The 18,076-nt window shown below is 74.1% G+C and carries 15 protein-coding genes; 7 read left to right on the top strand and 8 right to left on the bottom strand.

Going from position 1 to position 18,076, the window contains the following annotated elements; all coding sequences use genetic code 11:
* Nucleotides 1–114 precede the first annotated feature (114 nt).
* Nucleotides 115–1,410 (bottom strand): phenylacetate--CoA ligase PaaK, encoded by a 1,296-nt coding sequence (paaK, locus tag AB0K92_RS20440; protein WP_365924737.1) that lies wholly within the window; start codon nucleotides 1,408–1,410, stop codon nucleotides 115–117.
* Nucleotides 1,411–1,602: 192 nt separating this feature from the next.
* On the opposite strand from paaK, the gene AB0K92_RS20435 reads away from it, so the two are divergent.
* The 4 genes from AB0K92_RS20435 (at nucleotide 1,603) to AB0K92_RS20420 (ending at nucleotide 4,424) form a co-directional block, all read left to right on the top strand.
* A complete protein-coding gene (locus AB0K92_RS20435; RefSeq protein WP_365924735.1) occupies nucleotides 1,603–2,493 on the top strand; it encodes an alpha/beta hydrolase in 891 nt (296 codons plus the stop codon).
* A gap of 36 nt (nucleotides 2,494–2,529) precedes the next feature.
* Nucleotides 2,530–2,772 carry a DUF397 domain-containing protein gene (locus tag AB0K92_RS20430; protein WP_165995508.1) on the top strand — a complete coding sequence of 81 codons (243 nt, stop codon included), beginning with the start codon at nucleotides 2,530–2,532 and terminating at the stop codon, nucleotides 2,770–2,772.
* 145 nt (nucleotides 2,773–2,917) lie between these two features.
* Nucleotides 2,918–3,829: a universal stress protein gene (locus AB0K92_RS20425; protein WP_365924733.1), complete on the top strand. Its 912-nt coding sequence runs from the start codon at nucleotides 2,918–2,920 to the stop codon at nucleotides 3,827–3,829.
* Nucleotides 3,830–3,926: 97 nt separating this feature from the next.
* On the top strand, nucleotides 3,927–4,424 hold the full coding sequence (locus AB0K92_RS20420; RefSeq protein ID WP_365768418.1) for a hypothetical protein: 498 nt from the start codon (nucleotides 3,927–3,929) through the stop codon (nucleotides 4,422–4,424).
* Nucleotides 4,425–4,434: 10 nt separating this feature from the next.
* Here AB0K92_RS20420 and AB0K92_RS20415 read toward each other — a convergent pair whose 3' ends face one another.
* Both AB0K92_RS20415 and AB0K92_RS20410 read right to left on the bottom strand, forming a co-directional pair.
* Nucleotides 4,435–6,342 carry an N-acetylmuramoyl-L-alanine amidase gene (locus AB0K92_RS20415; protein ID WP_365924731.1) on the bottom strand — a complete coding sequence of 636 codons (1,908 nt, stop codon included), beginning with the start codon at nucleotides 6,340–6,342 and terminating at the stop codon, nucleotides 4,435–4,437.
* 318 nt (nucleotides 6,343–6,660) lie between these two features.
* Nucleotides 6,661–7,794, bottom strand: a complete 1,134-nt coding sequence (locus tag AB0K92_RS20410; RefSeq protein WP_365924729.1) for an aminoglycoside phosphotransferase family protein — start codon at nucleotides 7,792–7,794, stop codon at nucleotides 6,661–6,663.
* Between the two features lie 243 nt (nucleotides 7,795–8,037).
* Between AB0K92_RS20410 and AB0K92_RS20405 the strand changes: the two genes are divergently transcribed.
* Nucleotides 8,038–9,540 (top strand): hypothetical protein, encoded by a 1,503-nt coding sequence (locus AB0K92_RS20405; protein ID WP_365924727.1) that lies wholly within the window; start codon nucleotides 8,038–8,040, stop codon nucleotides 9,538–9,540.
* A gap of 74 nt (nucleotides 9,541–9,614) precedes the next feature.
* On the opposite strand, the gene AB0K92_RS20400 is transcribed toward AB0K92_RS20405, so the two are convergent.
* Entirely contained in the window at nucleotides 9,615–11,066 is a 1,452-nt protein-coding gene (locus AB0K92_RS20400; protein ID WP_365924725.1) for a SpoIIE family protein phosphatase, read from the bottom strand.
* 374 nt (nucleotides 11,067–11,440) lie between these two features.
* Between AB0K92_RS20400 and AB0K92_RS20395 the strand changes: the two genes are divergently transcribed.
* Complete coding sequence (locus AB0K92_RS20395) at nucleotides 11,441–11,854, top strand: SsgA family sporulation/cell division regulator (protein ID WP_365924723.1); 414 nt, start codon at nucleotides 11,441–11,443, stop codon at nucleotides 11,852–11,854.
* 1 nt (nucleotide 11,855) lies between these two features.
* On the opposite strand, the gene AB0K92_RS20390 is transcribed toward AB0K92_RS20395, so the two are convergent.
* The 3 genes from AB0K92_RS20390 to AB0K92_RS20380 form a co-directional block, all read right to left on the bottom strand.
* Nucleotides 11,856–12,881: a Gfo/Idh/MocA family oxidoreductase gene (locus tag AB0K92_RS20390; RefSeq protein ID WP_365924721.1), complete on the bottom strand. Its 1,026-nt coding sequence runs from the start codon at nucleotides 12,879–12,881 to the stop codon at nucleotides 11,856–11,858.
* 88 nt (nucleotides 12,882–12,969) lie between these two features.
* Nucleotides 12,970–14,064 carry a chemotaxis protein gene (locus AB0K92_RS20385; protein WP_365924719.1) on the bottom strand — a complete coding sequence of 365 codons (1,095 nt, stop codon included), beginning with the start codon at nucleotides 14,062–14,064 and terminating at the stop codon, nucleotides 12,970–12,972.
* Between the two features lie 54 nt (nucleotides 14,065–14,118).
* Nucleotides 14,119–15,771, bottom strand: coding sequence for an alpha/beta hydrolase (locus AB0K92_RS20380; RefSeq protein WP_365924747.1), 1,653 nt, complete (start codon nucleotides 15,769–15,771; stop codon nucleotides 14,119–14,121).
* 318 nt (nucleotides 15,772–16,089) lie between these two features.
* Between AB0K92_RS20380 and AB0K92_RS20375 the strand changes: the two genes are divergently transcribed.
* Complete coding sequence (locus tag AB0K92_RS20375) at nucleotides 16,090–16,806, top strand: chaplin family protein (protein ID WP_365924717.1); 717 nt, start codon at nucleotides 16,090–16,092, stop codon at nucleotides 16,804–16,806.
* A 521-nt stretch (nucleotides 16,807–17,327) separates the two neighbouring features.
* On the opposite strand, the gene AB0K92_RS20370 is transcribed toward AB0K92_RS20375, so the two are convergent.
* On the bottom strand, nucleotides 17,328–18,074 hold the full coding sequence (locus AB0K92_RS20370; protein ID WP_365924715.1) for a class I SAM-dependent methyltransferase: 747 nt from the start codon (nucleotides 18,072–18,074) through the stop codon (nucleotides 17,328–17,330).
* Nucleotides 18,075–18,076: the final 2 nt, after the last annotated feature.

The raw sequence follows: 18,076 nt of genomic DNA, 5'->3' as shown, positions 1-18,076 counted from the left end.
CGCGACTGACACGCCGCGACTGACACGCCGCGACTGACACGCCGCGACTGACACGCCGCGACCGGCACGCCGCGACCGGCGCCCTGCGACCGGCGCCCCGCCGGGCCCGCCCCCTCAGCGCGGCCGCAGGTCCACGATGCGGCGGATCTTGCCCACCGACCGCTCCAGGGACTCCGGTTCGACGACCTCCACCGACACCGACACCCCGATGCCGTCCTTCACGGCCGCCGCGACGGAACGGGCGGCGGCCTCGCGGACCTCCGGACCGGCGTCGGGGCGGGCCTCGGCCAGGACGGTGAGCGCGTCGAGCCGGCCCTCACGGGTGAGGCGCAGCTGGAAGTGCGGGGCGAGCCCCGGGGTGCGCAGCACGATCTCCTCGATCTGCGTGGGGAAGAGGTTCACGCCGCGCAGGATCACCATGTCGTCACTGCGGCCGGTGATCTTCCGCATCCGCCGGAACACCCGGGCCGTGCCCGGCAGCAGCCGGGTCAGATCACGCGTGCGGTAGCGGACGACCGGCATCGCCTCCTTGGTGAGCGAGGTGAACACCAGCTCCCCCTCCGCACCGTCCGGCAGCACCTCGCCGGTGACCGGGTCCACCACCTCGGGATAGAAGTGGTCCTCCCAGATGTGCAGTCCGTCCTTGGTCTCCACGCACTCCTGGGCGACACCGGGGCCGATCACCTCCGACAGGCCGTAGATGTCGACAGCGTCGATCGCGAACCGCTCCTCGATCTCCCGCCGCATCCGCTCCGTCCACGGCTCGGCGCCGAAGACGCCGACGCGCAGCGAGGTCCCGCGCGGGTCGACGCCCTGCCGTTCGAACTCGTCCAGCAGCGTGAGCATGTACGACGGGGTCACCATGATGACGTGCGGCTTCAGGTCCTGGATCAGCTGCACCTGGCGGGCGGTCATGCCGCCGGACGCGGGGATGACCGTACAGCCGAGCCGTTCGGCGCCGTAGTGTGCGCCGAGGCCGCCGGTGAACAGCCCGTACCCGTACGCCACGTGCACCCGGTCGCCCGGCCGGCCGCCCGCCGCGCGGATCGAACGCGCCACCATGTCCGCCCACATGGACAGGTCGCCCTCGGTGTACCCGACCACCGTCGGCCGCCCCGTGGTGCCGCTGGAGGCGTGGATGCGGCGGATCCGGTCCTGCGGCACGGCGAACATCCCGTACGGGTAGTTCTCCCGCAGGTCCGCCTTGGTGGTGAACGGGAACCTGGCCAGATCGGCGAGCGAACGGCAGTCGTCCGGGTGGACGCCGGCCTTGTCGAAGGACTCACGGTAGAACGGCACGTTCGCGTACGCGTGCCGCAGCGAGGCCCGCAACCGTTCCAGCTGGAGCGCCCGCAGCCCTTCCGGATCGAGCCGTTCCCCCGCGTCCAGCCACTCCGTCGCTTCCGCCATGCGGACCACTCCCTCACCAACCGCACGAATCCGGGCGACCGATCATTCGGTCGAGGTGTGAAGATCAGTAATCCAGCCCCCACGGCACCGGCGCAAGAGGCCGGCCCGCACTTTCTCGGCCCGCCGCAACCGGTGCGGCCCTCGCGGGAATCGCCTTGCGGCCGGGCACGCCCCGCGTCGATCATCGGCGTCATGCCGGCCTTCACCGCCCCCGACGGAACCCGCCTCGCCTACCACCTGCGCGGCGCGGGCGACCCGCTCGTCGTCCTCCCCGGCGGGCCCATGCGCGCCTCCTCCTACCTCGGTGACCTCGGCGGGCTCGGCCGGCACCGGCGGCTGGTGCTGCCGGACCCGCGCGGCACGGGGGAGTCCGAGGTGCCCGCGGACCCGGCGTCGTACCGCTGCGACCGGCTGGTCGACGACGTGGAGGCGCTGCGCCGGGAGCTGGGCCTGGAGCGGATGGACCTGCTCGGGCACTCCGCGGGCGGCAGCCTGGCGATGCTGTACGCCGCCCGGTACCCCGAGCGGGTCGCGCGGCTGGTGCTGGTCACCGCCACGCCGTGGGCGCTGGGCATGCCCGCGACGGCCGGGGACCGGCTGGCGGCGGCCCGGCTGCGGGCGCACGAGCCGTGGTTCGCCGAGGCGTTCCCGGTCCTGCGCGCCTGGCTCGCCGGCGAGCGCGACTTCGGCGACGCCCTCCTGCCCTTCTTCTACGGCCGCTGGGACGCCACCGCCGCCGCGCACGCCGCCCGCGAGGAGGCGGAGACCAACGAGGAGGCCGCCGGCGTCTACGGCTCCGCCGGCGCCTACGACCCGCCCGCGACCCGCACCGCCCTCGCCCGCCTGACCGCGCCCGTCCTGGTCCTCGCCGGGGAACTCGACGGCGGGCCGAGCCCCGACCTGGCCCGCCGCGCCGCCGCCGTCCTGCCGCACGCCCAGTGCACGGTGCAGCCCGGGGCCGGGCACTACCCGTGGCTGGACGACCCGGAGTGGTTCACGGACCGGGTCGCCGCCTTCCTGGCCACCGCCTCCCCCGAAAGGTCCCCCACACGTGGCCTGTCGGCCGCGGGACCCGATCGCTAGGCTGACCGCGCACGACGAATCGGGAGGAGCACGGACGTGGCCGAGAGCACCACCCAGCACAAGCCGCCGACCGGCTGGGACAAGCCGGACCTGGACCTGAGCAACGCCGACTGGCAGTCCGGCAGCCGCGGACTCGGGGATGTCCAGATCGCCTTCGTCGAGGGGTTCATCGCCATGCGCAACAGCCGCCGCCCCGAGAGCCCGTCCCTGATCTTCACCCCCGACGAGTGGGGAGCGTTCGTGTCGGGGGCACGGAAGGGCGAGTTCGACCTCACCTGACGGGGAGCCCGGCCGGCCGGGGAGCCGATCCGGGGGTTCACCGCCGCTTTTTCCGGACACGTGATGCCGTACGGCACTCCGGAGCCGCCCGCTGCGTCACGCTGGCCCCGGAAGCGGTGCATCGCATTCCGGAGGTGAGGAACCCATGGACACCCTGCCGGTCATCGCGGCGTTCGACGGTTCGGACGACAGCGTGCGCGCCCTCGACTGGGCCCTCGACGCCGCCCGCCGGCGCGCCGCCCCGCTGCGCGTGGTGTACGTACGGCAGTACGGGGCCTGGGCCCCGGCCGGGATCACCGTCCCGATGCCGCCGCAGACCGCCGGCGAGCCGGTGCTCGACCAGGCCCGCGACCACCTCGAGGGGCGTATCGGATCGGTCCCGGTCGCGTACGCCGCGGTGGACGGCTCGCCCGGCGCCACCCTGCCCGAACTGGGCGCCGAGGCCCAGCTGCTGGTGCTGGGCTCCCGGGGCCGCGGCGGCTTCGCCAGCCTGCTGCTCGGCTCCAACGGGATGTCCGCCGCGCGTGACGCCGAGTGCCCGGTCGTCGTGGTGCCCCGGCCCGGACGTGAACTCGACGGCGTCCCGGAGGCCGCCCCCGGCCCCCGCGTGGTCGCCGGCCTCAACGTGGACGGCCCCGACGACGCCGTGCTCTCCTTCGCCTTCGCCGAGGCCGCCCTGCGCGGCGCCCGCCTCCAGGTGGTCGCGGCCTATCCGTGGCCCGTACAACTGTGGGCCGGCCAGCCCGGCGAACTCCTGCCCACCGGGATCGACCAGGACGCCGTCGAGCACGAGATCCGCGTCCTCGCCGAGGGCTTCCTCGCCCCGCACCGCGCCCGCCACCCCGACGTCGGGACGGAAGCGTACGTCGCGCCCGGCGACGCGGCCGGACAGCTCGTCGCCGCCGCCCAGGGCGCCGTCCTGACCGTCGTCGGCCGCCACCGCCGCCGGCTGCTCGCCCCCGCCCGCATGATCGGCTCGGTCACCCACGCCGTGCTCCTGCACGCCCCGAGCCCGGTCGCGGTGGTCCCGCCCGCGCCCCCGGAGGACGCGAGCTGACACCGGCCCCGCGCACCGCCGGGCGCGGTCCGCGGGTCGGCCCTCCCAGACGGCTCCCGCCCGGCGCGGTCGCCCCGCGGCCACGTACCATGGCGACATGTCGTTCCTCCGCCGCCGCAGTGCCACTCCCGCCGGGCCCGACTTCGACGTACTGGCCATGGATCCGGGCGACTGGCCCGGCAATCTGGGCGCGGGCCTGCTGCCCGCCCCCGACGGCAGCTGCCAGGGCGTCTTCCTCCGTTACGACCTGTTCGGCGGCCGCGGCCCCGCCATGATCATCGGCAACCTCCCCGAGGGCTCCCCGGCCCGCGAGGTCCCCGAGGGCCAGGTCCCCTTCGAGGTGGCCCAGCTGCTGCTGGCGCTGGAGAACGACGAGGAGGTGACCGTCGTCGGCACCGAGGACGTGCCGGTCATGCAGGGCGACAACCTGCTGATCGTGCGCCGCGTCAAGCTCTCCGAGAGCCGGATCTCCTGCGTCCAGTTCGACCGCAGCGACAACGTCCTCGTCACGATCGCCGCCTGGGACCGCCCCATCACGGACGACCTCTACGCCCTGCTGAAGCCGCTCCCGGCGGAACTCTTCCAGCAGGGCTGAGGCCCGCGCGTCACCCGGCCGACGGCACCACGTCGACGTCGGCCGCCCGCACGAACGCCACCCGGTGGCCGTACTGGATCTGGTAGTACACGTCCTGGCCGGTCACCACGCGGTGCGAGTCGGTGTCGTAGGCGACCGCGTAGTAGTACTGGCCGGGCAGCCGCTCTCCCACCACGTACCGCTGCCCCGCCGGCAGCCGGTACGGCAGCGGCGTCACCGGCTGCGCGGGCACGCCCGCCGGATAGGCGGAGGCCTCCGGGTAGGCGCGGCCGTAGACCGGGACGCTCGTGCGGCCCTCCTTCGGCGTCACCACCACGCCCCGTGCCGGGACGGCCGCCGGGGACGTCGCCGGGTTCCTGAACCAGGCCTTCTGGCCGAGGAACCAGATCGCCGTCCAGTCACCGGCGCGGTCCGCCACCGCGTACTGCTGGCCGGTGGAGACCCGCGAGCCGATGTCGTTGACCCCGGTCGTCGAGTCGCCGCCGCCCGGCCGCAGCCCGATGTCCTTGATCAGCGGATACTCCTCGCCGGGACCCGAGTACAGCCGCACCGCGCTCGACCCGTGCACCGCGCACGGCTCGCCCCGGGAGACACAGCCGGTGAACTCCGGGCGGTTGGTGGCGTAGTCCGGGCGGATCGTCACCACGCCGGAGCCCCGGCCCGCCGTGGGCCGGAACGGGCGGCCGAGCAGCGTGAAGTAGTGCTGCCAGTCCCAGTACGGCCCCGGGTCGGTGTGCATGCCCGGCACGGTCGCCGGGGTCGGGCCCGGCACGGTGTCGTGACCGAGGATGTGCTGCCGGTCCAGCGGGATGCCGTACCGCTTGGCCAGGTACCGCACCAGTCGGGCCGACGAGCGGTACATCGCCTCCGTGTACCAGGCGTCCGGCGATGCCAGGAAGCCCTCGTGCTCCAGGCCGACCGACTTGGCGTTCACGAACCAGTTGCCCGCGTGCCAGGCCACGTCCTTCGCCTTCACATGCTGGGCGATGTGCCCGTCCGTGGAGCGCAGACTGTAGTGCCAGGACACATAGGTGGGGTCCTGGACCATCTTCAGGACGCCCTCCCAGCGGCCCTCCGTGTCGTGCACGACGATGTAGTCGATGTCCTGGGACCGGGGCCGGTCGGCGAGGTCGTGGTTGCCGTAGTCACCGTCCCCGAACTCCTCGTACGGCGCCGGGATCCACTCGCAGGACACCGTCGGCGGGCACTCGGTGCCCTCGGCGTCGGCGGTGCGCAGACCGGCCTGCCGCAACCGGGCGGTGTCGGGCACCAGGTCCGGCCGGGCGGCCAGGGCGACCCGCTCCCCGGCGTCCGTGACCCGCGCCCCGCCGGTGCGCAGCACGTCGTACACGTCGTTCGCGTACGCCGCCGCGGTGGCGCTGTCGTCCGCGCCGGAGAAGCGGGCCACCGCCCCGTACCAGTCCGCCGGGTCGTCGCTCGCCGGCGCCCCCAGCTCCCGCTGGGCCTCGGCGAGCAGCGCGGCACCGCCGGCGATGTTCGCGGCCGGATCCGTGCGCAGCCGCTCGGGCGGCAGACCGGTCAGCTCGGCAGCCTTCGTCAGCGTGGTGAGACGCGCGGGCAGCGGCGTGCCGGCCGGCACCTCCGCCGTCGGGAGCAGCGGCGGGCGGGAGTCGTCACCGCGCGGATCCTCCGTGCCCTCCGCGTGGTGCGGGGGAGCGGTCGCCAGGGCGGCCCGGGCGTCGGTGAGGTGCATCGGGCCGTAGCCGCCGACGACACTCGGCGCGCCGGCGTGGGTGTCCCAGCGGGACTGCAGATACGACACGCCGAGCAGCACGCTCCGCGGCACGTCGTACGCCTCGGACGCGGCGGCGAACGCCTCTTGCAGACCCCCTGCCGGGGCATCGCCCCCGGGCGGGGCGGCGCCCAGCAACGGCAGCAACAGAGCCGCGCCGGCCACGGCACCGGCGGCACGCCGTCCGGGTCTCGGCCCTGCGGCTCGACGGGAATGGGTGACGTGCACGGCAGCCTCCTGGGACGGTCGGGCGCGATGAGCCGTACGGAGCCTGACAGTGGTACCGGCTCTCCGACGATCCGTCAATCATGCAAGAGACCACGCGACATCCCACGTCAACGCGGGTCGGCGGGAGTTTCGCGGTGGCGGGACGCCGGCCTGCGCAGCGTCACCGGCGTACACCAATGGGGGTGGCGGGGCGCCGACATGACGGGGTCCGCGGTGCGCCGTCGTCAAACGGCGCGCCGCGGACCGCCCTCCCCGTCAGCGAGTGCCGACCGCCGCGCGCACCGCCCGGCGGGCCATCTGGCAGTCGTCGTGCAGCCGCCGCAGCAGCAGCCGCTGTTCCTCGCCGGACGGCACGGCACCCGGGTGGGCCGCTCCCGCCGCCGGGGCCGCCTCGTGCATCGAACGCTGCACGGCCGTCTCGTAGGTGCGGATCTCGCGGGTCAGCACCAGCATCAGGTTGACCAGGAACGCGTCCCGCGCGGCCGGGCCCGCGGACTGCGCGATCTGGCTGATGTGCCGCCGCGCCGCCGGCGCGTCCGCGAGCACCGACCACAGCGTGGCCAGGTCGTAGCCCGGCAGGTACCAGCCCGCGTGCTCCCAGTCCACCAGCACCGGACCGGCCGGCGACAGCAGTACGTTCGACAGCAGCGCGTCCCCGTGGCAGAACTGGCCCATGCCCTGCCGCCCGGACGCCAGGGCGATGCCGTGCAGCAGCTTCTGCAGGTCGCCGAGGTCCCGGTCGGTCAGCAGTCCCAGCTCGTGGTACCGGTTGATCCGCATCGCGTAGTCCAGCGGCGCGTCGAACGTGCCCGCCGGCGGCCGCCAGGCGTTCAGCCGGCAGATCGCGCCGAGCGCCGCCCGGATGTCCGCCCGCGGCGGCGCCTCGGCCGGGTGCCGCTGCAACGCCGCCGCCCGTCCCGGCATCCGCTCGATCACCAGGGTGCAGTTCTCCGGATCCGCTGCGATCAGCCTCGGCACCCGCACCGGAGGGCGGTGCCGGACGAACGAGCGGTATGCAGCTATTTCGTGCCGGATCCGCTCCGCCCACACAGGGGAGTGGTCCAGTAAACACTTGGCGACGGCCGTGCTGCGCCCGGTCGTGCCGACCAGGAGCACGGACCGCCCGCTGCGCCGCAGCACCTGCACCGGAGCGAACTCCGGGCAGATCCGGTGCACGGACGCGATCGCCGTGCGCAGCTGGGCGCCCTGTGGGCCGGACAAGTCGAGTCTCCCGCTGAGCGGCTGGGTGAACCCCCCGCCGCGCCGCGCCGTGCCCTGTCCGAGCACGGGGGAGGCCGGGCGCGCGGGGGCGAGGTAGGGGCCGCCGCCACCCGGGCGGGGGTGCAGCGGCCGGGGCGGGGCGGACACGGAGGACGATGCTGCGTACATGGGCGATACAGATCCCTTCGTGTGCCTGCGTCTGCAAAACGCCTCCCGGCCCGGCCGTCCCGGTACACCCTGGGGAATGCACCTGTCGCATCAGGGGCGACCGGGTCGGGGTGGCGCGTTCCTACCTGACACCCGATGGCCGGTGGCACACCATCTGGCGGACCCTGGCGAACCCTGGCGAATAGTCGCCCGGCATGTCTCACCGGGCTAGTGTCAACTCAGCCGAGTACCTGGGGGCTTGACGTGAGCGGAAAACCCAACACCCGCCTTGCGGACCTGTTCGGCCTGGCCGGCTGGTCCAAGGGAGAACTCGCGAGGCTGGTCAACCGGCAGGCGGCGGCCATGGGCCACCCCCAGCTGGCGACCGACACCTCGCGGGTGCGGCGGTGGATCGACATGGGAGAGATCCCGCGCGATCCGGTGCCGCGGGTGCTGGCGGCGCTGTTCACCGAGCGTCTCGGCCGTGTCGTGACCATCGAGGACCTCGGTCTGGTCCGGCACGGGCGTGCGGGGAAACGGCAGGGCGGCGGGAGTGCGGAGCATCCCGACGGAGTGCCGTGGGCGCCCGAGCGGACCGCCGCGGTCCTCACCGAATTCACGGGAATGGACCTCATGCTCAACCGACGCGGTTTGGTGGGCGCGGGTGCCGTGCTCGCCGCGGGATCCGCACTCAGCAGCGCCATGCACGACTGGCTGCACACCGACCCGGCCCTCAAGGCCGACGCCCCCCACTTCGACGACCCCCTGCACGCCGACCCCGCCGGGTTCGACCGCTACGAGGCCGCCCCCATCGGGTCGCAGGAGATCGAGGAGCTGGAGCGCTCGGTCGAGGTGTTCCGTGCCTGGGACGCCGCCCGCGGCGGCGGGCTCCAGCGCAAGGCGGTCGTGGGTCAGCTCAACGAGGTGGGCGGCATCCTCGCCTACCACCATCCACCCCATCTCCAGCGGCGCCTGTGGGGCGTCGCGGCCAACCTCGCCGTCCTCGCGGGCTGGATGTCGCACGACGTCGGCCTGGAGCCCACGGCCCAGAAGTACTTCGTGATCGCCGCCCATGCCGCGAGAGAGGGCGGGGACCGGCCCCGGGCGGGCGAGGCGCTGTCCCGGGCGGCCCGCCAGATGGTGCACCTGGGCCGGCCCGACGACGCGCTGGACCTGATGAAGCTCGCCCAGTCCGGCTCCGGCGACGAGGTGCTGCCCCGCACCAGGGCGATGTTCCACACCATCGAGGCGTGGGCCCAGGCGTCCATGGGCAAGGGCCAGGCGATGCGCCGCACCCTCGGCCAGGCGGAGGACCTCTTCGTCTCCGACAAGGGCGATGTGCCGCCGCCGAGCTGGATGCAGCTGTTCAACGAGGCGGATCTGTTCGGGATGCAGGCCCTCGCCTATCGGACGCTCGCGGAGTTCGAGCCGGGGGCCGCGGTGCACGCCCAGCACTACGCGGACAAGGCGCTGGCCCTGCGGGTCGACGCACAGGAACGGTCGAAGATCTTCGACCACCTCTCCATGGCGTCCGCCTGCTTCATCGCCGACGACCCGGAGCAGGCCGCCGGGTACGCGCGCCTCGCGCTGGTGTCGATGAGCTCCAACTCCTCGCGCCGCACCTGGGACCGGCTGCGCCAGATGTACCGGCTCACCGCCCAGTACGCCACCTATCCGAAGATCCAGGAGCTGCGGGAGGAGATCAAACTGGCCCTGCCGAAAGACCAGGCGAGGAAGCTGGGCGGCGGCGGCACCGCCCGCGCATGACCGCGCCGGACCAGGTAAGGAGCGGGCAGCGCACCCCGCACCGGGCGGGAAGAGGTTCAGGCGCCGCGGGGACGTCAGGGCGCCTCGCGCCCCGCGGGCACCCTGGCGACGAGCACACAGGCGTCGATCTCGCGTTCGGCCCCGCCGAACTCCTCCACGACCACCCGGACACAGTCCTCCGCGGTGGCCGCCGCGGCGAACCGCGGGGCCAGGCCGAGGAGGCGGTCCCCGGCGGCCGGTCCGGTGGCCGACCCGGGCATCAGCCCGTCGGTGTGCAGCAGCAGCACATCGCCCGTCTCCAGGGTCTCCTCGGCCTCGCCGTAGGCGGCACCGGAGGTCGCGCCGAGCAGGACGCCGTCCGGCGGGCTCAGCCTGCGCCCCGTCCCGCCGCGGAACAACAGCGGGGCGGGGTGTCCGGCGTGGGCCCAGACCAGCGTGCGGGTCTCGGGGCGGTAGCGGCAGCAGACGGCGCTGCCGAGGGCGGGCTGGGCGGTGGTGTCCAGCAGCCGGTTGAGCAAGGTCATCAGCGGGCCCGGCCGGGTGCCGGTCATCGCCATGCCGCGCAGGGCGCCCAGCAGCATCGCCATGCCGGTGGTGGCGGCCGGGCCGTGTCCGGTGAGGTCGCCGACGCTCAGCAGGGTGTCGCCGCCAGGGAGTTCCAGCGCGTCGTACCAGGTCCCGCCGGCCAGCGTGCTCGTCGTCGCGGGCAGATAACGGCCCGACAGGTCCAGGCTCTCCCGGCCGTGGTGCGGGAGCCGCAGGGTGCCGCGCCATGCCGGCAGCACGGCCTCCTGCAACTCGACCGCAAGCCGGTGCTCGGCCTGTTCCTGCTGCCGGTGGCGCTGGAGCGAGTCACGGGTCTCGCTCACGGCCTGCCGGCTGCGGCGCAGTTCGCTGACGTCACGCAGGACCGCCCACATCGAGGCGGTGCCGCCGTCGGCGTCGAGCACGGGCTCGCCCATCATGTGCACGGTACGGACCTCGCCGCCGGGGCGGACGACGCGGAACTCGCCGTCGATGCGGCGGGCGTCCACCAGACAGCCCGTGACCATCGCGGTCAGCTTCGGGCGGTCCTCCTCGAACACCACGGACGGCAGTTCGTCCAGGGTGAGCGGGGGAGTGGCGGGTTCACGGCCGAGGATCGCGTACAGCTCCGGGGACCAGGTGGCCGCGTCGGTCAGCAGGTCCCACTCGGCGCTGCCGACCCGGCTGAGCAGCGAACTGTCCGCGGCAGACGCGGACGCGGTGCGGGCGGCCGGCACCGGGGCCCGCGGCGCCGGCTCGGGCCGGGGCCCGTCGCGCAGCTGGGCCAGATGCTCGTCGAGGTCCTCCAGCTGGTGCAACGCCAGGTCGTACAGGGCGCGTTGCCAGCGTCCGTGCGGGTCGTCCGCGCCGTCCCCCTGCGCGTCCCGCCGTACCGCGTCCACCTCGCCCTTGAGCCGCCGCGCCTGCGAGATGAGGGCGTCGACCCGGCCGCGTCCGGGCGGCTGGGCGGCTGGGTGGTCCGCGGAGAGATGGGACGGCATGACGTACTCCGATGCGGGGACGGTTGGCCAAGGGGAGCGGTGGGACCGCTATGACTGTCGCACAGCCCGCCAGGGCCCGTAAGGGATTCGGCAACACACGTTACGGTGGTGCTTCGGGCATATGCCATAGTCCTCCCGGAGTGGTCGCGGCGTACGTCGGACGTACGTCGCCGAGGGGCCCAAGTCGTAGAAGGCGTACGCGAGTTGACGGACCGCCGGGCGCTGAAGGCGGCGCTCATTCACCCGTTCGACGCACCCCTGTTCCAGGTGATGCGACGCCTCTCCGCGAAGTGACGCGGATCACAGCATGTGACGGGCCGTCGCGCGCTCGTACTGGCACACCGGCCCGACCGCGCACTCCCAGGGAGACGCCCATGGAACTCACCCTCCAGCAGGCCGCCCACGCCCGTCTGATCATGGCGGACGAACGGGAGAAGCCCGTGCCCGCGGTGCTCCGGTACACGGCGGACGACCCGTTCGCCGTGTACTTCGACTTCCCGCCCCACGCGGCCCTCGACGGCGAGCCGGTCAGCTGGACCTTCGCCCGCGCCCTGCTGGAGGAGGGGCTGCGCGCCCCCGCCGGCCGCGGGGACGTACAACTGTGGCCGTGCGGCCCGGAACGCACCGTCGTGGAGTTCCACTCGCCCTACGGGATGGCGCTGCTCCAGTTCGACACCGCCGCCCTGCGCCGCTTCCTGCTGCGCAGTTACGCCGTCGTGGCGGCCGGTCAGGAGGACCTGGGGGAGACCGTCGACCGGGGACTGAGCAGCCTGTTCGACGAGGTCTGAGTCAGGCCCCCGGGCCCGCGTACAGCGCCGGGCGCGGGGCCAGTTCCACGGCCACCCGGCCGCCGCCCTCCAGGGAGCGCACCCCGGCCTCGGCGACCGCGGCCGCCGCGTACCCGTCCCAGGCGCTCGGCCCCGTCACCCGCCCCCGCCGGGTGGCGTCGACCCACGCCTGCACCTCACGGTCGTACGCCTGCGCGAACCGGACCAGATAGTCGCGCGGCACCTCCGCGCGCGCCTCGCCACCGGCCGTGACCTGCACCGAACGCTCCTCGCCGATCCGCGCGCTGCCCGCCTCGCAGACCGCCTCGCAGCGCACCTGGTAGCCGAAGCCGCAGTTGACGAACACCTCTACGTCCACGAGCGGTCCGGCCTCGGTCTCGAACAGCACGAACTGCGGGTCCAGCAGCCCCTCGGGGGCGAGCGCGGAGGGGCGCGGCCGCACCACCGTCACCGCGGTCAGCTCCTGCGCCAGCAGCCAGCGGGCCGCGTCGATCTCGTGCGCGACGGAACTGTCGATCAGCATCGCGCTGGTGAAGTCCGGTGGCGAGGACACATTGCGGTGCACGCAGTGCAGCATCAGCGTCCGGCCCAGCCCCCCGGAGTCCAGCAGCTCCTTGAGCCGCCCGTACTCCGGGTCGTAGCGCCGCATGAACCCGACCTGCGCCAGCCGCCGCCCGAGCCGCGCCTCCGCCTCGACCACCCGCAGCGCCCCGGCGGACTCCGGCACCATGGGCTTCTCGCACAGCACCGGCAGCCCGCGGGCGAGCGCCGCGCGCAGCGCCTCCTCGTGCGCGGGGCCGGGCGAGGCGATCAGTACGGCCTCCACGCCGGGCGCGTCCAGCGCCGCCTCGGTCTCGGTGTGCACCGTGACCCCGGCCAGCCCGGCCACCGCCTCCTTCGCGCGGTCCGCGTCGGGGTCGGCCACCGCGGCGACCCTGGCGCCGCTCACCACCTGATCGAGCCGCCGTATGTGATCGGCTCCCATGTGTCCCGCACCCAGCACCGCCACACCCAGCACGTCACCCACGCCCGCGCTCCTTCCCGCCGCCCGTCCCGGCGTAGCGTACGGGCGGGCACCGGCAGGGGGGAGCGCCGCGGCGCGGTGGGTGGTGCCGTCAGTAGCGCAGCACTCCGGCGATGCCGCCCGCGTCGCCCAGGGCGCCGTCGGGGACGAAGCGCACCTCGGCGCCGGTCTCCAGGCACTTCTCGACGATCTCGTCCACGATGTCCTCGCGCGCGTCGAGGTCACCGCCGTCGGCCGGGATCAGGTGGTCGCCGTCGTCGCGCACGGTCACCCGGTAGTTCTCCTCCACGGCGAGCAGCCGCACGCGGGCCTGCTTGGCGTTCTGCCAGACCTCGTCCACCCCGGCCACGAACTCCCGGTGGCCGCGGGCCGCTTCCAGCCGGTCGGCCACGCTGTCCACGGTGCGGGCCTCCTCCGCCTGGATCAGCGGGCGCAGCGCCAGCCACACCGTCTCCGGGTTGGCGTGCGCCAGACCGCCCCGCGGGACCTGGGCCGCGCCCTTGGTGGCCTCCCCGACCTCGTTCAGCAGGGTCAGCGCGGCGGGCTCGCCGGTCACGTACAGCGGGCGCGGGCTGTCGCGCAGGACCGCGCGGACCGCGCGGTCGGCCTCGCGCAGGAAGAGGCGGGTGCGCTCGTCGCGGTAGCCGCTCGGCTGGTCGCCGACGCGTTGCTGGCGCTCGGGATCGAAGTTCTCCCGGTCGCGGATCATCGGGAAGGGGCCGGAGCGCTCCTCGACGACCCGGTCGGTTCCGCCGTTCCACAGCGTGACCCGGTCGGACGCGACCGACAGCACCCAGAACGGCCGGTCCGCGGCCTGCGCGGAGACCAGGTTGCGGGTGAGGAAGGTGTCCGACAGCACCACCCGCTCGGGCACGGGCCGCGCCACCGACCACACCTGGTGCTCACCCGGCGCCGCGAAGATCACCAGCCCGTCCTCGGTGTGCGTGAGATCCACCTCGGACAGGGCCCGATCGAGCTGGGCGACGACGTCGACACGCCGGTCGCGGGGCACCGCCGGGTCGTGCTCCAGCTGTTTCTTGGCCTCGGCCACCACATTGCGCAGCCGGACCGCGTCCTGGTTCTTCTCCGGTTCCCGGCGGTGGGTCGGCGCCAGCACGGACACCGCTGGGTAAGGGCGCGGGCGGCGCAGCTCGGCGAGGGTCGTGGGACTGAGTGCGTGCTCCATGACAGCACCATAGGACCGATTCACCTTCCGGGCATTCGGGGAGAAAACCCCAGGTCATTCCTGGTCTTCGGGCCCGCAGGAGCTGCCGTTGGGGGGCAGGGAGCCGTACAGCAGGAAGTCGTCGACCTTGCGGTGCACGCACTTCGAGGACCCGTATCCGGTGTGCCCGTCGCCCCTGTTGTCGAGGACGACCGCCGACGGTCCGAGCCGGCGCGCGGTCTGCACGGTCCAGCGGTACGGCGTGGCCGGGTCGCCGCGGGTGCCCACCAGCAGCAGCTTCGGGCTGTCGACGTCCCGCACCTGCTCGCGGATGAAGTCGGTGCCCGGGGGCCGGCCGTAGCACAGCAGCACCTCGGTGAGCCGGTAGCGGCCGAAGACGGGCGAGGCCTGCTCGTACGCGGCGCGCAGCCGGTCGAGGTCACGTTCGACCTGGTCGGCCGTGGGGCGGTCGGGATCGTCCGCGCAGTTGACCGCCATCAGCGCCGCGGCGAGGTTGTCGAGGGGGACGTCCTCCTCGTCGGCCAGGCCGCCGTCGTTCTCCGGTCCGGTCTCGCGGCGGCGCTCGTCCGCCGGGCCGTCCGCCGGGCCGTTCGGCGGGATGCCCGGCGGGATGCCCGGCGGGATGCCCGGAAGGAGATAGCCGCCCGTCGCGAACGCCTCGATGCGGTGGGTCTCGCCGTCCTCCATGAGGGAGGCCAGGGCCCGCTCCAGCGACGGCCACAGCTCCTTGCTGTACAGCGCCTGCCCGATGGCGCCCACCAGGTCCTGGCCGGTGAACTCGTACCCGAAGTCGGTCGGCACCGGGTCCCGGTCCAGCGAGCGGACCAGCCGCAGCATGTCCTCCCGGGCCCGGCGCGGGTCCTGCCCGAACGGACAGGCGACGTCCCGCGTGCACCAGTCGAGGAAGTCCTCCAGCGCGGTCTGCTGCCCCCGCGCACCCGCGATGCCCTGCTCGGTGAGGGGTTCGGTCAGGGTGTCCACGCCGTCCAGCGCCAGCCGGCCCACGCGGTCCGGGAACTGTTTCGCGTACACCGCGCCGAGCCGGGTTCCGTAGGAGAAACCGAGGTAGTTGAGCTTCTTGTCGCCCAGCGCCTGGCGGATGACGTCCAGGTCGCGGGAGACGTTCACGGTGCCGATGTGCGGCAGGACCGGCCCGGAGTGCTTCTCGCAGGCGGCGGCCTCCTCGCGCAACTGCCGCAGCAGCGCCCGCGGATCGCGCAGCACCTCGTCGGTGTCGTCGTCGAACTCCGCCGCCTGGAAGGCGTCCCCGCAGCTGACGGGGGAGGAGCGGCCGACGCCGCGCGGGTCGAAGCTCACCACGTCGTAGCGGTCGGTCAGGTCCATGTACGCCCGGCCGCTGCCGGCGAGTCCGACGACGCCGGAACCGCCGGGGCCGCCGAAGTTCAGCACGACCGAACCGTGCCGGTCGCCGCTGGCGCGGTAGCGGGCGAGCGCCAGGTCCAGGGTGCCGGCCCGGGGCCGGGCGTAGTCGAGCGGGACGGTGACCTTGCCGCACTGGAGGTCCTCCGGCATGTCCATGCCCTCGCAGCGGCCCCAGGTGACCTTCTGGCGGTAGAAGCGGGTCAGGTCGGGCTGGCCGTCGTCCGCGGCCGCCGCCGGGAGTCCCGCGCACAGCAGCGTCACGGAGAGGGCCCCGATGAGTGCGCGGCGCCGCGGTGCGGGCCGCCTCGACGGCTTTGCCGGCATCGATGCCTCCAGGGCGCCGGGCTGCGGAGCGGGGAACGGCACCCTCGCTCACCATAAGCGGCGGCCGGAAGGGCCGCCTCCGGGCGGATGGGAGCGGACGGGGAGCGGATGGGAGCGGGTGGGGAGGGGGTCAGGGTGGGGTGGAGCGTCGTATCATGTGCGATTTTCGGGCATCCCGAGGAACGTTTCATCGCTCTATCGGTTGCTCCTGTCGCTCGATGGGATGAAGGGCCGACAAGCCACAACCCGGATGGCTCTCCCGCGTTTTATCCGGTGCGGGTGAGTGCCCGCGTATCTCTCTGGAAGGCAGGGAAACCGATGAGACGGGTTACCCGAAACGGTGTGTTCGCCGTCGCCGCCGCGTCCGGTGCGATGGCTCTGACGATGCCCGCGCACGCCGACTCCGCGGCGGAGGGCGTCGCGGCCGGCTCGCCCGGCGTGATCTCCGGCAACACCGTGCAGCTTCCGGTGCACGTGCCGGTCAACGTGTGCGGGAACACCGTGAACGTGGTGGGACTGCTGAACCCCGCCGCGGGCAACACCTGCGTCAGCGAGGGCGGCGACGGAAAGGGCTCCGGCGGGGGCGCCACCGCGCAGAGCGCCGTCCAGGACTCGCCCGGCGTGATCTCCGGCAACGGGGTGCAGCTGCCCGTCGGCGTCCCGGTCAACGTCAGCGGCAACACCGTGGACGTGGTCGGCATCGGCAACCCGGTCTTCGGCAACGAGTCCGAGAACAGCTCGGGTGGCGAAGGGCCCAAGAGCCCCGGCAAGCCCGAGCAGCCGGGCACCCCTGACCGGCCCGGCGAGCCCGGTACGCCCGACGCGCCGGTGAAGCCGCGGCCCGAGACCGGCGCGCCGCCGGTCAAGGCGCATCCCGAGCCCGCCCCCGCCCCGCAGGCGGAGCGCCCGCCGGCTCCGACCGTCCTCGCCGACACCGGCACGGACGCGATCCTGTCGGCCGCAGTCGGCGCGACGGCCCTCGTCCTCGGCGGTGCCGCGCTGCGCCGCAGGTTCAGGCCGGGCGACGGCGACTGACCGTCCAGCCCCGGTCGACCGACCCGGGTCACCCGGCTCGGGCCACTCGAGCCGGGCCGCTCGACCTGGGTCGCCCCCTGACGGAAGGCCCACCGGACGACCCGCCCGGCCGGGCCTTCCATCGCGTCCGTCCGGGCGAGGGCGGCCCGGCCGGGGCTCCCCTCGGCGCGCCCGCCGGGTGACGAGGGCGCGCTCGGCGCCCGTTTGCCGCCACGGTACGCAGCCGCGCGCGCCGCGACGGGCGGCCGGGGGGCGGTGTCGCTGCCTTCACCCGCGCTCACGTGGCGGAGGGGCGACGGGGTCGGGGCGTCGGCGTCTTTCGGCCGGCCTCGAGCCGTCCTGGCCAGGGCGTCGGCTTCGCCTCGCTCGCCGCGGTCGGCATGTGACGCGGCGTCTTCACCAGCGTTCGCGGGGCGACGGGGCGACGGGGCGACGGGGCGACGGGGCCACCGGGCGACGGGGCGGCTGGGTGGGCGGCGTGCGCAGGGGACGGCGAGACGGGCCCGGTGGCAGGCGGACGCTCAGCCTTGGCCGGCCGTCGTCGACCGGGCCGTCAGGAGCACCATTCCCGTGTCGCCGTAGTCCGGCAGCGTGGGGTCCGTGTCGATGCGGGTCACTTCCAGGTGGTCCGTCAAGGGCTCGAACACCTCACGCACCAGTTCGGTGTCGACGGGGCAGCCCGGCCAGCAGGACTCCGGGCCGATCCGGTAGGTCGGCATGTTCTCCATGAACGCGGCCACCAGATGCCCGCCGGGCACCACGCACCGGGCGAACACCCGGCAGAACTCGGCGAACTCGGCCGGGTCCTCGGTCGCGCCCTCGGCGACGAAGTGCATCGACGCCAGCTCGTACGTCCCCGGCGGCAGCGCGCGCACATCGGCGTGCACCACCTCCACCGGCGCCAGCGCGGCCGCGAGGGTGGCCGGCACCGCCGGGTTCAGCCGCCGGCACAGCGCGTGGAACGGCAGCCAGCTGGTGTCCGGGTGGTCGAGGATCTGGTGCCGCAGATACGCCACGTTGCCCGCGCCCGCCTCCACCGCGTCGATCCGCCGGCTCACCGCCGAGGCGAGGATCAGCGGGTAGAGGTTGGGTCCGGCGCCCAGTTCCACGCTGCTGGCCAGTCCGTGCGGCGGCAGCCGGCGGTAGTACGCGGAGTGGTGGGCGATCACCGCCGCGTCCGCCGGGTGCAGGGTGCGGTAGTTCTCGGCCAGGTAGTCCGCCACCGGCCAGCGGTCCCAGTCGACGTCGTCGTTGCGTGTGGCGCGCATGC

The organism is Streptomyces sp. NPDC052687 (assembly GCF_040678395.1).
Lineage (GTDB): Bacteria > Actinomycetota > Actinomycetes > Streptomycetales > Streptomycetaceae > Streptomyces.
The sequence above is the reverse complement of the archived record's forward strand: the minus strand, read 5'-3'. Positions and strand labels throughout refer to the sequence as shown.